This window comes from Flavobacterium sp. (genome assembly GCF_043720215.1).
Classification (GTDB): Bacteria; Bacteroidota; Bacteroidia; order Flavobacteriales; family Flavobacteriaceae; genus Flavobacterium.
This window is the reverse complement of the sequence record NZ_JAYSSZ010000108.1, coordinates 1-12,683: the sequence shown is the minus strand read 5'-3', so window position 1 is coordinate 12,683 and position 12,683 is coordinate 1. Positions and strand designations below refer to the sequence as shown.

The following is a 12,683-nucleotide window of genomic DNA, read 5'->3' as shown; positions in this document are numbered from 1 at the left end:
CACGATATTGAAACCGTTATCGACCGAATTGTGGTTGATAATACTGATGATGTTCAGAAAAGAATATCAGAAAGCATTAATACCGCAATGCATTATGGCGAAAATGTTTTGATGATTTTAGATCAAGATAGTAACGAAGTTCGATTTTTTTCTAGAAACTTAATGTGTCCAACAACTGGAATTTCGTATCAAAATCCAGAACCAAATTTATTTTCGTTCAATTCCCCAAAAGGTGCTTGTCCCGATTGTAATGGTTTGGGAACAATTAATGAAATAAATATTAAAAAAATAATTCCAAACCCTAAATTATCTATAAAATCTGGTGGTTTTGCTCCGCTTGGCGAATACAAAAGTTCTTGGATTTTTAAACAATTGGAATTTATTGGTGAAAAATTTGAATTCAAATTAACTGATGCTATCGAAACTATTTCCGACGAAGCCATGGAAATGATTCTAAATGGTGGTAAAGAAAAATTCTCGGTAACATCAAACACGGCTGGAGTTACCAAAGAATACAAAATCGAATTTGAAGGAATTTCGGCATTTATAAAATCACAACACGATGATTCAGGTTCATCGACCTTAAAACGTTGGGCGGCAGCATTTATGGACGAAGTAAATTGTCCCACTTGTGAAGGTTCACGACTTAAAAAAGAATCACTTTATTTTAAAATAAACGAACAAAATATCGCCGATTTATCCAATATGGATATTTCGGATTTAACGGTATGGTTTCATGATTTAGAAAATCATTTATCAAACAAACAAAAACGAATTGCTACTGAAGTTATTAAAGAAATAAAAGACAGATTGAACTTTTTGATGAATGTTGGTTTAGAATATCTAGCCATTAGCCGAAGTTCGAAATCGCTTTCTGGTGGAGAAGCACAACGTATTCGTTTGGCAACTCAAATTGGTTCGCAATTGGTTGGTGTTTTGTATATTCTAGACGAACCGAGCATTGGTTTGCACCAACGTGACAATGAAAAACTAATACATTCGTTGGAACAATTGCGAGATATTGGAAACTCGGTAATCGTTGTCGAACATGATAAAGACATGATAGAACGTGCTGATTATGTGATTGATATAGGTCCAAAAGCAGGAAAATATGGTGGCGAAATTATAAGCAAAGGAACACCTAAAGAAATACTAAAAGGAAATACCATTACTGCTCAATATTTGAACGGAACAATGAAATTTGACATTCCAAAAAAACGTCGTGAAGGAAACGGAAAATTTCTGAAATTGACTGGCGCAACTGGAAATAATCTAAAAAATGTTTCGATAGAATTGCCTTTAGGACAACTTATTTGTGTGACTGGAGTTTCAGGTTCTGGAAAATCGACATTAATAAATGAGACGCTCTACCCTATTTTGAATGCGTTTTATTTTAATGGTGTAAAAAAACCAAAACCTTATAAAAAAATTGAAGGTTTAGAACATATTGATAAAGTTATTGATATTGATCAAAGTCCGATTGGACGAACTCCACGCTCGAATCCAGCGACGTATACCGAAGTTTTTACCGAAATCCGGAATATGTTTACCATGACTTCCGAAAGTATGATTCGTGGTTACAAAGCAGGACGTTTTAGTTTTAATGTAAAAGGAGGACGTTGCGAAACCTGCGAAGGATCGGGAGTTAGAACGATTGAAATGAGTTTTTTACCAGATGTTTATGTAGAATGTGAAACGTGTCAAGGGAAGCGTTTTAATAGAGAAACACTGGAAATACGTTTTAAAGGAAAATCGATTTCTGATGTGTTGAATATGACGATTGATGAAGCTGTGCCATTTTTTGAAATGATTCCGAAAATACACCGAAAAGTAAAAACCTTACAAGATGTTGGTTTGGGATATATTACACTCGGACAACAAAGTACAACGCTTTCTGGTGGCGAAGCGCAACGTATAAAACTCGCAGGTGAATTATCTAAAAAAGATACAGGAAATACATTTTATATCTTAGACGAACCCACAACTGGATTGCATTTTGAAGATATTCGGGTTTTGATGGACGTTATTAATAAATTAGTAGATAAAGGGAATACCATCCTGATTATCGAACATAATATGGACGTAATAAAACTCTCGGATTATATTATAGATATTGGTCCTGAAGGCGGAAAAGGTGGCGGAAATGTAGTCGCCAAAGGAACGCCTGAGGAAGTTGCTAAAAATAAAAAAAGTTATACAGCACAGTTTCTGAAAAAAGAATTACTTTAGCAGGCTGTTTTTTACAAAAAAACATGAATTAAACCGTGAAAGCCTAGCCCTGATAGGAGTCGAAATCCTTTTGTTTTTTTCTTTAAAAAACAAAAGATTGTAACGAATAGCAGGAATAGCTCCTAAAAAAATAAATAAAAAATGAGATTAGAAGATTTTGATAATGACGAGGATAAAATAATCCAAGATAAACTAAAACAAAAAACATGGAATGAGATTCGTACCAACGATTCTTGGGCGATTTTTAAAATTATGTCTGAGTTTGTAAATGGTTACGAAAGTATGGCGAGAATTGGACCTTGCGTTTCTATTTTTGGTTCTGCTAGAACAAAACCAGATGATAAATATTATATTTTGGCCGAAGAAATTGCCTACAAAATAAGCAAAGCGGGTTATGGTGTGATTACTGGCGGTGGTCCTGGAATTATGGAAGCCGGAAACAAAGGAGCACACCGTGGCGAAGGAACTTCGGTTGGGTTGAATATTGAGTTGCCTTTCGAGCAGCATTATAATCCGTATATTGATAAAGACAAAAATCTGAATTTTGATTACTTTTTTGTTCGCAAAGTGATGTTTGTTAAGTATTCTCAAGGTTTTGTAGTGATGCCTGGTGGTTTTGGAACACTGGACGAATTATTTGAAGCGATTACTTTGATTCAGACTAAAAAAATTGGAAAATTTCCAATTATTTTAGTCGGAACTAGTTTCTGGTCTGGACTGATGGATTGGGTACAACAAGTCATGATTGAACGTGAAAAAACAGTTTCTCCAGATGATATGAAATTGATAAAAATAGTAGATACTGCTGAGGAAGTTGTTGATGCTTTAGATAATTTCTACAAAAAATATAATTTGAGTCCGAACTTTTAATTAAACTCAAAAAAATAACCACAGATTATAATATATAGAAAAATAATTTCCTTAAAATTAATAAAAAAAAATGGGGTTTAAAACCCCATTGTTTTTTATTAATTTCATTTTTCAGAATCTTTCAAAATTCCATAGATATATTACTATAAACTTCCACTTTTGAAGCAAGTTTTTCTATTTATCTGTATAAGTTTAATTTTTAATAGAAAGATTAAATACTAAATCGCTTCTTCATTTTTTGTCATCATTCTTTCAATTTCTTCCTTAAGATTTTCGTATTTATTTGTTACTTCTTGGTACAAATTTTCTGCTTTTCCTTTAAGTTCATCAGTATATTGTTTACCAGTATTAGCCATTTTTTTTCTTGTTTTTGAACCTTTATGCGGAGCAAACAAAACGCCCAACAATGCACCTACTGCTACTCCACTGATTACTCCCAATACAACTTTACTTGATTCCATAATTTTATATTTTTAAATTATAAATTTTACATATCAAATATATTACCCATTGATTATAGGTTATTTACACTATTTTTTAAAAAAATTATATAATTCACATATTCCAATCTATAACAAAATAATTTGTTTTTTTTTATAAAAACTATGTATAATATAACTTTTTATAAGAATTATATAAAATGAAGTAACTAAAATAATTAGAATTTTACTTGTCTAAATTATAATGCGTTATAGATGAAAATTATAAAACACTCAGGCGATATTGTAGAATTTGATAAAAGCAAGCTCGAAAGATCTCTTTTAAAATCGGGAGCAAACAAATTAATAGTTGATGCTGTTTTGGTAACTATCGAAAAAGAGGTTTTTGAGGGAATTACTACAAAAAGTATTTACAAATTAGCCTTTAATTTATTGAAAAAAGCTTCAAACTCTCACGCCGCAAGATATAATCTAAGAACATCTATTGAATTATTAGGACCCGCTGGTTTTTTTTTCGAAAAATATGTGGCACGAATTTTTAATACTGAAGGTTATAAAACAAAAAACAATTTGACATTGCAAGGAAAATGTATTTCGCATGAAATTGATGTAGTTATTCAGAAAGGGAATGAAATAGCAATGGTCGAATGCAAATTTCACGAGCGAAGAGAAAGCAATTCTGATGTAAAAGTACCTATGTATATTTTGTCCCGTTTTAATGATTTGAAAGACAAAATACATCCAATTTTTACAAATAATAATAAAATCACCAAATGTTGGATTATTACAAACAACCGGTTTACAACCGATGCCATCACTTTTGCAAAATGTTCAGGTTTAAATTTGTTGAGCTGGGATTATCCTGAGAACAATAATTTTAGACATAAAATAGACAATAATCAACTTTATCCAGTTACTTGTTTAACTACATTAACAATTGCAGAAAAAGAAAAATTACTAATTCTAAATATCATATTAGTCAAAGAATTAATCAACAATTCGGAAAGTTTAGAAAAAATAGGATTAAATAGCAATAGAATTAAAAATGTTCTAAAAGAAGTATCCGAATTGTGTAAATACATATAATTATGAAAATTAGATTTATTGGAGGAGCAGGAACTGTAACAGGTTCAAAAACATTGGTAGAAAGCAATGGCATAAGAATTTTAATAGATTGTGGACAGTTTCAAGGTATAAAACCGCTTCGAGAACTCAACTGGGAGCCCTTACCTATTTTGCCTTCCAGTATCGATTTTGTGCTACTTACTCATGGTCATTTGGACCATTGCGGCTGGTTACCAAGATTAGTTAATCAAGGTTTTAAAGGAAAAATATATTGCACTAGTCCCACAAAAGATATCGCAAAACTAATTCTTCTTGACAGTGCAAAAATTCAGGAAGAAGAAGCAAATAAAGCTAACGAAATGCATTATTCTAAACACGAAATTGCCGAACCACTTTATAATGTTGATCAAGCAGAAAAGGTTTTCCCGCATTTTAGAGTAATAAAAACTAACGAAATTGTAACTCTTGATCCCCAAATCACTGCCGTTTATACTAATGCAGGACATATTCTAGGTGCTTGTAGCATCGAACTTACTATAGAGAATAAAATTTTAGTCTTTTCTGGTGATATTGGTCGCGATAACGACTTGCTGGTGTTTTCGCCTGTAAAACCCAAAAAAGCAGATTATATTTTCTTGGAAAGTACTTACGGAAATAGATTGCATCCCGAAACAGATGTAAAAGGAGAATTAGAAATGTACATTAACAATACTGTTCAAAAAGGTGGAACCATTATTATTCCGAGTTTTGCTGTAGAACGTGCGCAAACTGTTATGTATTTACTTTGGTTACTCAAAGAGGAAGGCAAAATCCCGAATATTCCTTATATTATTGATACACCAATGGGAATTAAGGTGCTTGATGTTTTTGCAAATAATAGAACTTGGCACAAAATCCCTGAAGAAGATTTTACGGCAATGTGCAATATGTTTACCATGGTTTCTGATTATCAGGAAACTATAGATACAATTTATAATAAGCAACCCAAAGTGGTTATTGCAGCTAGCGGAATGATAACTGGCGGTAGAGTTTTAAGTTACCTTGAACGTTATATTGGTTTGCCTGAAACCACCGTAATCATTATTGGTTATCAAGCCGAAGGAACTCGTGGTAGAAAATTATTGGAAGGCGCATCAGAAATTAAAATTCACGGAAAATATTATGAGGTAAAAGCTAACATTCTCGAAATAGAAAGTTTGTCTGCGCATGCTGACCAAAAAGGTTTGCTAAATTGGCTGTCTGAATTGGAAACAAAACCAACAAAAGTATTTTTGGTTCATGGAGAAAATCAAGCAGCTGATGAACTTCGAATCAAAATTAAAGAACAATTTGGTTTTGATTGTACAGTTCCTCTATTGGGTCAAGAGGTTGAATTATAACTACTTTATTTATACAATGGACTAGAAAAATGCTCATTAATAAAACTTTGTCGTTGGTGAGCATTCATTTTATCTGTTTCTTTTACATACATTTTAATTTTCTCAAAACGATGGTCTTCACTTAAAATATTAAATAATTCTTTTTTGGCACTTGTAGGTCCAAAAAGTAAAACTTTGTCATAATTTAGAATCACTTTTTCTATTTTTTTGAAATAATCTGATAATGATTGTTGCTCTTTATGATGCATAAAGCTTTCCCCTTTTGCTAAACTTTTCTCTTTCTCGTCCTGGGTAAATTTAGATTCTATAGTTTCTATTTCTAATGGATTTTCAGAAAATTCAATTAAATGTGCAGTTGAATGATCCATCCAAATGCCCAATTTTTTTGTTGATTTCATTTTTTTATTTTTATATTGTTAGTTACTAATTTGAATGATTTGAAACGTACTTTTTTAATAAATCCTCTAGTGAATTATAATAATTTTGCAATGTTTTGGATTTAATTTCTGGGTGTACTTCATCAGGAATTGTATCATGCATTTCTAGGAGGTATTTTGATAATTCTGGATATTTATCTTTGATTATCATTGTGATTTCTAAAATATTTTGATTGAGTTCTTCCAGAGTTTTCATTTTAAGATTGTTTATTTTTTTTGAGTTTTAAACTTATTTCGGTAAGTAAATCATATTGTTTTTCTTGGGTTTCAAATAGTGTTTTTATTTGTTCTTCAAGTAATAAATCTATCTTTTGGTTAAGACTCCGAATTTGCATTTCTGCTTTAAGATTAATCAGATAATCATTCTCGCTTCTTTTTCTATCTTTTTCTTCCTGACGGTTTTGACTCATCATAATAATGGGAGCTTGTAAGGCAGCTATACAAGATAATATCAAATTCATTAAAATAAATGGATATGGATCAAATTTATAAACACCTATAGCAAAAACATTAAAAACAATCCAAAGAAATAACAAAATGAAAAACAAAATAATAAACTTCCAACTTCCACCAAATTGAGCTAATTTATCAGAGATTTTTTGTCCAGATGTGAGATTTTCGATTGATGGATGTGCAATATTTTGAATAATAAGTTCTTCCGCATCAATAGAATCATTAACAATTTTATGCAGTTTTTCAAGATGGCTTTTTTCATCAAAGAGTAACTTTTCTAAAGATTTTTTTTTCATAAGTACTTGTATTTATTGCTTTTTTGCTTCTGTTTTTTTATTAATTTTTGTCATTTGCATATTACAAATAGGACATTTTTCGGAGTTTAAAGCAGTTGTTTTACACATCTTACATTCATAATTATGCTTTGCAATTCGCTCATAATGACAACATTCGTCTAGTTTTGCGTATACTGCATCAGGAGCAAGAAACTGGTCGCTGTCATAACCTGCCATTGCAATTCGTTTTAAAATTTTACTTAATGTCGTTTTTTTAGCATCATAGGTAATTGTAGCCATTAAGGTATTTAAATTCCAATCTACTTGAGAGATATCGTTGCGATTTCCTGCTGCTTCAATTTTTGCTTTACACATAAAACAGCTTCCATAAATTTTTGCTGTTTCAATTTTTACATTTTTTATTTGTGCAAAGCTAAAAGTAGTTATGAATAAAAGTATACTTATTATTATTATTGATTTTTTCATTTGAATTGTTTTTAATTATTTATAAATCATTTTCAGAACTACCTTTAGTTTCCCAATCATTTATGTTTCTAAAAGTAGTTTCTGCAATTCCGGTCAATGCTTCATTAGTTAAAAAAGCTTGATGACCTGTTATTAAAACATTAGGAAAAGAACGAAGTTTATTAAATAAATCATCGATTATAACATTATTGAGGTGGTTTCTAAAAAAAATATCTTTTTCGTTTTCATAAACATCTAATCCCGCAGCTCCAATAGTTTTGTTTTCTATTGCTTGTATTAAATCATTTGTATTTACAATACTTCCTCTCGCGGTATTTATAAAAAATACACCTTTTCTCATTATCGAAAAATTACTTTTATTAAACATATATTTGTTTTTCGTATTGAGCGGACAATGTACAGAAATGACATCCGATTGACGGCATAATTCTTCTAATGAAGTATAATTTATGTTGGTTTGACTTATTAATTCTTTATTTTCAATACTATCATAACCCAATAATTTACAACCAAAACCTTTCATAATATTTGCAAAAGCTGAACCTATTTTACCAGTTCCAACAATTCCAACTGTCTTTCCATGCAAATCGAAACCAATTAATTCATCTAAGCTGAAATCGTTTTTTTTCATTAATTTTTGTCCTAAAACAATTTTTCTATTCAACGCCATCAATAATGCAACAGCGTGTTCAGCAACAGAATATGGGGAATAAACAGGAACATTTGCCACTTTTATACCTAAAGTTTTTGCCTTGTCTAAATCGATATTATTAAATCCTACACAACGAAGTGCTATAAATCGAATTCCGTAATCATGTAATTTCTCTAATACTTCGGCAGAAGCATCACACGATGTAAAAATTGATATTGCTTGGCAGCCTTGAGCCAGTTTTGCCGTATTACTATTTAGTGCATATGGAGAATAAAACAATTCGTGTTTATTTCCTGCCAATTTTTCTAAAAATGGCTTTTCAAAACGATGAGAACTATATACAAAGACTTTCATATACTTATATTTTTTGGTTCTCTTCTTTTCTGAAAATTAATAATGGTGCTTTTGTATTAAAAGACATATTAGTCGAATGGTTTGTAGCAAATAATCTATCAAACCATTTTCGATTTTGTTTGGTAAACAAGACAACTAATGATGGTTTAATGAGCATTACATCTTTTCTGATATGATAGTTGAGTGTGAATTTGGGGTTTAATTTTTTATAATGAAATAAGATGTCTTCAGATTCGTATTTTTGAGCTGTATTAATTAGTCTTTCTTTATCATTTTTTAAATAGGGACCATAATCATAATGCAATACTTTGACTTTAGATTTTAATGGAGTGGCTAATTCGATAACTTTTCTGATTTCTGTATCAATATTTTCAATATCAGAAGCATAGCAAATAGTTGTAAACTTATTGATTCGATAATTTTTAGGAATTACAAAAACTGGAATTGTAGATTTCATAATCAGTTCGGAAGCAATTGTGCCAAATAATTTATCTATAGTCCCTGAACCTCTAGTACATACACAGATATAATTAACATTTGCTTCAGTAGCATAGTGCATAATTTGTTTGCCAACACTAAATAAAGGGTTGTTTTTTACCTCACAGATACATTCATAATTTATCATTGGTAAACCAGTTTCATTATGAATTTTTGAAACCAATTTTTCTAATTTTTCTTGATTTCTTTTAACTTCAGCACTTTGATAATAACCGTAATAAATATCATCCCAAATACTGGGTTTTTTCATTAAACTAGTCACATTATAAAATAACAATTTGTAGTTATTTTGCGAAGCCAATTGCATTGCAAATCGTATTGCTTTTTTAGAATTTGCCGAAAAATCTGTAGTTACGAGTATTTTTTTCATACTAATATTTTTTTAAGCACATACAAATCATGAAAATTATTTAGCTCTTTTTCTAAAAACCAACATTGGTGTTTTAGTATCATAAGCCATATCGGCAGTTTTACTGGCTAAAAATAGTCTGTTAAACCAATTGCGATTTTGCTTTGTAAATGATATTAAAAGTGATGGTTTTGTTTTGAGAACATATCGCTGAATATGATCGTTTAATGGATAAAGCGCATCCAACTCATTAAAATGAAATTGAACATCATCTGTTTCGTATGTAGTCATCAACTTGTTTAATTTGCTTTTTCTATCTTTTAATCGAACCAAATAATCAAAATGCAAAATATTTATTTTTGCTTTTAGTGAAGTCGTAAATTGTTTAACTCTGTTGAGTTCTTCGTCTATGTTAACAAGATCAGAAGCAAAACAAACATTGGTTATAGGTTTACTTCTATAATTTCTGGGTACTATAAAAATAGGAATCGGGCAAAAGTTTACTAATTCTGATGCCGTTGTCCCAAATAATTGTATTAATTTACCAGTTCCTATTGTACTGACACAAATATAATTAGCGTTAATCTCTTTTGCGTACTCAATAATTTGATTACTGGCACTTATTCCAACTTGGCAAACACATTTGTATGGTGTTTTTTGAATAGTACTTTTTTGATAAATAGCATGTATAAATTGTTCTAGTATTTTCTTGCTACGATTTAATTCATCAGTTTCAAATTGAGCATAATATACATTGTCCCAAATAGAAGGTCTGAATATTTCGACCACATTATAAAAAATAAGTTCGCAATTAGTTTGTGCTGCTAATTGCATTGCAAAGTGAATTCCTTTTCTAGAATTAGGAGAAAAATCGGTGGTTACGAGTATTTTATTCATAATTAAACAGAATTAATTTAATTATATAAAATTCGTTTACTATAACGTATGAAATGTTATATAACTTTTAGCAGAAGTTGTATAATTCCTAGATTTAGTTAAAAAAATAGTGGTTATTTTTATATTGAAACCTGTTATTATAGATTATCTATTTTACCAATCATGCAACTGGCATAACTTTTTATTTTGAGCAACAAACCATTTTCCTCGGTTGCTTCAGGATAACCCATAGAATGAAGTTTGTTTGTTATTTTTTCTCTTTCAATATTGTCATCATAAGTGACGTGAACTGTGTCAGTTTCTTGATCAATTTTTACACTAGTTACACCATCTATCTTTAGTAATCCTTTCTTTATGGTTGTCTCACATCCACCACATTTTAAGTTAGCGATAGTTATTTTTTCTGTTTTCATTTTTGATTTTATTTAAGGTTAAATTCTAGTAAAGCAATTATTTTATTGTCCTTTTTTATTTGTTGAAATCCTAAAAATGGAGTACAATGGACAAAAACTAATATAACTTGTAACAAGAAATAGTCCAGCAATTACTAATAATACAATAGCAGTAATTCCTGTAATCTCATTATTATAATAAGCTCCTGCTATAAACATAGCAGCAAGGATTCTAATTCCCTTATCTATCATTCCTATATTTGATTTCATGATTTTTATTTATATTTTTAATTAAACAAGAATTTACTGAACAAAGATGTATTGCAATGATGGTAAATGTGTTATATGAATTTTTAGAAAAATTATATAATTGCTATATAGTTTTTTAGAATTAATTTGATTTATAAACTCGCTAATTCCCAGAGCCAATATCCTGTTTTTTGATTCAATTTAGGAAACTGCATAATCATCAAATTGAATCCTTTTTGGCTCATTCTCCAATCAATATGTAAAACTTGATCGATAGGATCATAAACATAAATCTTCTTGAAATGATGTTTGCTTTCTATTCCTGCTAATTGACAAATTTGTAAAGATTTTTGCAGAGCACTAATAATGTTTTCTGGCGATATGTTTTCTGTAAAAGCCAGATGACTTAAAGAATATTGAAGTTTAGAATCATAAATTGCTTCTTCAAAATTTCTTAAGTGAATAAAGTAATTATCAATTACTAACGGGACAATTTTATAAGTTTTCATAACAATTAGTCGTGTTTAGTATATTGCTTTCAATTCTTCAAATAAAGCTATTTGTTTCTCTGTTAAATTTTCTGGAATTTGAACTTGAATTGTAATATATAAATCTCCAAAAAAAGTTGGTTTTTCATAAACAGGCATTCCTTTTCCTTTAAGTCGTATGGTTTTGCCATTTTGAGTCCCTGCTGGAATTTTTATTTTCAATTTTCCAGATAATGTTTCTATAATTAAATCACTTCCTAAAATAGCATCATATAAATTGACATCTACCGTTTGGTATACGTCATTGTTTTTGCGAACAATTTTGGGATGATCTTTAACTTTAATTCTAACGAATAAATCGCCTCGATTTCCTTCATTACTTCCTTTTCCTCCTTTGCTTTTTATGCGCAATTGTTGGTCAGTATAAGCCCCTGGTTTTGTAGTTACCCGAAGCTTTTCGTTCTCTAATTGAATTATTCTACTTGTTCCAGTAAAAGCTTCTTCAAGCGAAATCTCCATTTCGGATTCATAATCACTTCCTTTTCTGGATTGTTGTTGTCTCGAGCTTCCTCGTTGTTGTGCAAAAAACTGTTCGAAAAAATCTGAAAAGTCACCTTGGTCCGATCCATCAAAACCTTGAGTGGAATTGCCTTGATAATATTGCTGATTTGGGTTTCGTTGTTGGTTATAGGCTTGCTGGTTTTGTTGCCAATTTTCGCCCAACTCATCATATTGTTTTCTTTTTTCGGGATCGCTTAAAACTTCATTGGCTTCGTTTACAAGTTTAAATTGTTCTTCCGCTTTTTTATCATTCTGATTTCTATCTGGGTGGTATTTTTTAGCCAAAGTCCGATAAGCCTTTTTTATCTCTTCTGGAGTGGCTTTTTTATTAATTTCTAGTATTTTGTAGTAGTCTTTATAATCCACGATTTGTAAAAATTAATTAATACTTGAAGCGTAACTAATTTCAAAAAGAGCAAAGAATTGGATAATTAAAAACTTAATTTTCATTGAATAATGATAATTCATTATTTACAGAATTAACTCCAGGAGCATTCCAAGCTATTCGTTCTGCTTCATCTTTTTCGTAGTATGAATTCACAATTCCGGACAATGTAACTTCATTAGCAACAACTTTTACTTTAATGTTATCATGATTAATAGTCCAAT

Annotated in this window: 17 protein-coding genes; 4 read left to right on the top strand and 13 right to left on the bottom strand. The window is 30.3% G+C overall.

Features of this window, described 5'->3' with window-relative positions; translation table 11 throughout:
- Nucleotides 1–2,229, top strand: a 2,229-nt coding sequence (uvrA, locus tag ACHZC3_RS05270; protein WP_394758831.1) for an excinuclease ABC subunit UvrA, incomplete at its 5' end; no start/stop codon positions are given.
- Between the two features lie 141 nt (nt 2,230–2,370).
- Nucleotides 2,371–3,099: a TIGR00730 family Rossman fold protein gene (locus tag ACHZC3_RS05265; protein WP_394758830.1), complete on the top strand. Its 729-nt coding sequence runs from the start codon at nt 2,371–2,373 to the stop codon at nt 3,097–3,099.
- A gap of 218 nt (nt 3,100–3,317) precedes the next feature.
- On the opposite strand, the gene ACHZC3_RS05260 is transcribed toward ACHZC3_RS05265, so the two are convergent.
- Nucleotides 3,318–3,560 (bottom strand): YtxH domain-containing protein, encoded by a 243-nt coding sequence (locus ACHZC3_RS05260; RefSeq protein ID WP_394758829.1) that lies wholly within the window; start codon nt 3,558–3,560, stop codon nt 3,318–3,320.
- A gap of 234 nt (nt 3,561–3,794) precedes the next feature.
- Between ACHZC3_RS05260 and ACHZC3_RS05255 the strand changes: the two genes are divergently transcribed.
- A complete protein-coding gene (locus ACHZC3_RS05255; RefSeq protein ID WP_394758828.1) occupies nt 3,795–4,625 on the top strand; it encodes a restriction endonuclease in 831 nt (276 codons plus the stop codon).
- A 2-nt stretch (nt 4,626–4,627) separates the two neighbouring features.
- Nucleotides 4,628–5,983: an MBL fold metallo-hydrolase RNA specificity domain-containing protein gene (locus tag ACHZC3_RS05250; protein ID WP_394758827.1), complete on the top strand. Its 1,356-nt coding sequence runs from the start codon at nt 4,628–4,630 to the stop codon at nt 5,981–5,983.
- A gap of 5 nt (nt 5,984–5,988) precedes the next feature.
- Here the strand turns inward: ACHZC3_RS05250 and ACHZC3_RS05245 are convergent, their stop codons facing one another.
- The 12 genes from ACHZC3_RS05245 to ACHZC3_RS05190 all read right to left on the bottom strand — a co-directional run bounded on the left by ACHZC3_RS05245 (nt 5,989) and on the right by ACHZC3_RS05190 (nt 12,675).
- Nucleotides 5,989–6,381: a hypothetical protein gene (locus tag ACHZC3_RS05245; protein ID WP_394758826.1), complete on the bottom strand. Its 393-nt coding sequence runs from the start codon at nt 6,379–6,381 to the stop codon at nt 5,989–5,991.
- Between the two features lie 25 nt (nt 6,382–6,406).
- Nucleotides 6,407–6,616 carry a hypothetical protein gene (locus ACHZC3_RS05240; RefSeq protein WP_394758825.1) on the bottom strand — a complete coding sequence of 70 codons (210 nt, stop codon included), beginning with the start codon at nt 6,614–6,616 and terminating at the stop codon, nt 6,407–6,409.
- Nucleotide 6,617: 1 nt separating this feature from the next.
- Nucleotides 6,618–7,169: a DUF1003 domain-containing protein gene (locus ACHZC3_RS05235; RefSeq protein WP_394758824.1), complete on the bottom strand. Its 552-nt coding sequence runs from the start codon at nt 7,167–7,169 to the stop codon at nt 6,618–6,620.
- A gap of 12 nt (nt 7,170–7,181) precedes the next feature.
- The gene (locus ACHZC3_RS05230; protein WP_394758823.1) at nt 7,182–7,634 is read right to left on the bottom strand and encodes a heavy-metal-associated domain-containing protein; all 453 of its coding nucleotides are present in this window, start codon (nt 7,632–7,634) and stop codon (nt 7,182–7,184) included.
- A gap of 19 nt (nt 7,635–7,653) precedes the next feature.
- Complete coding sequence (locus tag ACHZC3_RS05225) at nt 7,654–8,640, bottom strand: 2-hydroxyacid dehydrogenase (RefSeq protein ID WP_394758822.1); 987 nt, start codon at nt 8,638–8,640, stop codon at nt 7,654–7,656.
- 4 nt (nt 8,641–8,644) lie between these two features.
- Nucleotides 8,645–9,508 carry a universal stress protein gene (locus ACHZC3_RS05220; protein WP_394758821.1) on the bottom strand — a complete coding sequence of 288 codons (864 nt, stop codon included), beginning with the start codon at nt 9,506–9,508 and terminating at the stop codon, nt 8,645–8,647.
- Between the two features lie 36 nt (nt 9,509–9,544).
- A complete protein-coding gene (locus ACHZC3_RS05215; RefSeq protein WP_394758820.1) occupies nt 9,545–10,384 on the bottom strand; it encodes a universal stress protein in 840 nt (279 codons plus the stop codon).
- 137 nt (nt 10,385–10,521) lie between these two features.
- Complete coding sequence (locus tag ACHZC3_RS05210; RefSeq protein ID WP_394758819.1) at nt 10,522–10,797, bottom strand: heavy-metal-associated domain-containing protein; 276 nt, start codon at nt 10,795–10,797, stop codon at nt 10,522–10,524.
- A 42-nt stretch (nt 10,798–10,839) separates the two neighbouring features.
- The gene (locus tag ACHZC3_RS05205; RefSeq protein ID WP_394758818.1) at nt 10,840–11,046 is read right to left on the bottom strand and encodes a DUF2892 domain-containing protein; all 207 of its coding nucleotides are present in this window, start codon (nt 11,044–11,046) and stop codon (nt 10,840–10,842) included.
- Between the two features lie 131 nt (nt 11,047–11,177).
- Nucleotides 11,178–11,534 (bottom strand): hypothetical protein, encoded by a 357-nt coding sequence (locus ACHZC3_RS05200; protein WP_394758817.1) that lies wholly within the window; start codon nt 11,532–11,534, stop codon nt 11,178–11,180.
- A 15-nt stretch (nt 11,535–11,549) separates the two neighbouring features.
- Nucleotides 11,550–12,440, bottom strand: coding sequence for a DnaJ C-terminal domain-containing protein (locus ACHZC3_RS05195; protein ID WP_394758816.1), 891 nt, complete (start codon nt 12,438–12,440; stop codon nt 11,550–11,552).
- Between the two features lie 73 nt (nt 12,441–12,513).
- Nucleotides 12,514–12,675 (bottom strand): BON domain-containing protein, encoded by a 162-nt coding sequence (locus ACHZC3_RS05190; RefSeq protein ID WP_394758832.1) that lies wholly within the window; start codon nt 12,673–12,675, stop codon nt 12,514–12,516.
- Nucleotides 12,676–12,683 lie beyond the last annotated feature (8 nt).

Excerpts from the sequence above, each read along its gene's own strand:
- ACHZC3_RS05265 (WP_394758830.1), top strand. The coding sequence starts at position 2,371 with ATGAGATTAGAAGATTTTGATAATGACGAGGATAAAATAATCCAAGAT.
- ACHZC3_RS05260 (WP_394758829.1), bottom strand. The coding sequence starts at position 3,560 with ATGGAATCAAGTAAAGTTGTATTGGGAGTAATCAGTGGAGTAGCAGTA.
- ACHZC3_RS05255 (WP_394758828.1), top strand. The coding sequence starts at position 3,795 with ATGAAAATTATAAAACACTCAGGCGATATTGTAGAATTTGATAAAAGC.
- ACHZC3_RS05250 (WP_394758827.1), top strand. The coding sequence starts at position 4,628 with ATGAAAATTAGATTTATTGGAGGAGCAGGAACTGTAACAGGTTCAAAA.
- ACHZC3_RS05245 (WP_394758826.1), bottom strand. The coding sequence starts at position 6,381 with ATGAAATCAACAAAAAAATTGGGCATTTGGATGGATCATTCAACTGCA.
- ACHZC3_RS05240 (WP_394758825.1), bottom strand. The coding sequence starts at position 6,616 with ATGAAAACTCTGGAAGAACTCAATCAAAATATTTTAGAAATCACAATG.
- ACHZC3_RS05235 (WP_394758824.1), bottom strand. The coding sequence starts at position 7,169 with ATGAAAAAAAAATCTTTAGAAAAGTTACTCTTTGATGAAAAAAGCCAT.
- ACHZC3_RS05230 (WP_394758823.1), bottom strand. The coding sequence starts at position 7,634 with ATGAAAAAATCAATAATAATAATAAGTATACTTTTATTCATAACTACT.
- ACHZC3_RS05225 (WP_394758822.1), bottom strand. The coding sequence starts at position 8,640 with ATGAAAGTCTTTGTATATAGTTCTCATCGTTTTGAAAAGCCATTTTTA.
- ACHZC3_RS05220 (WP_394758821.1), bottom strand. The coding sequence starts at position 9,508 with ATGAAAAAAATACTCGTAACTACAGATTTTTCGGCAAATTCTAAAAAA.
- ACHZC3_RS05215 (WP_394758820.1), bottom strand. The coding sequence starts at position 10,384 with ATGAATAAAATACTCGTAACCACCGATTTTTCTCCTAATTCTAGAAAA.
- ACHZC3_RS05210 (WP_394758819.1), bottom strand. The coding sequence starts at position 10,797 with ATGAAAACAGAAAAAATAACTATCGCTAACTTAAAATGTGGTGGATGT.
- ACHZC3_RS05205 (WP_394758818.1), bottom strand. The coding sequence starts at position 11,046 with ATGAAATCAAATATAGGAATGATAGATAAGGGAATTAGAATCCTTGCT.
- ACHZC3_RS05200 (WP_394758817.1), bottom strand. The coding sequence starts at position 11,534 with ATGAAAACTTATAAAATTGTCCCGTTAGTAATTGATAATTACTTTATT.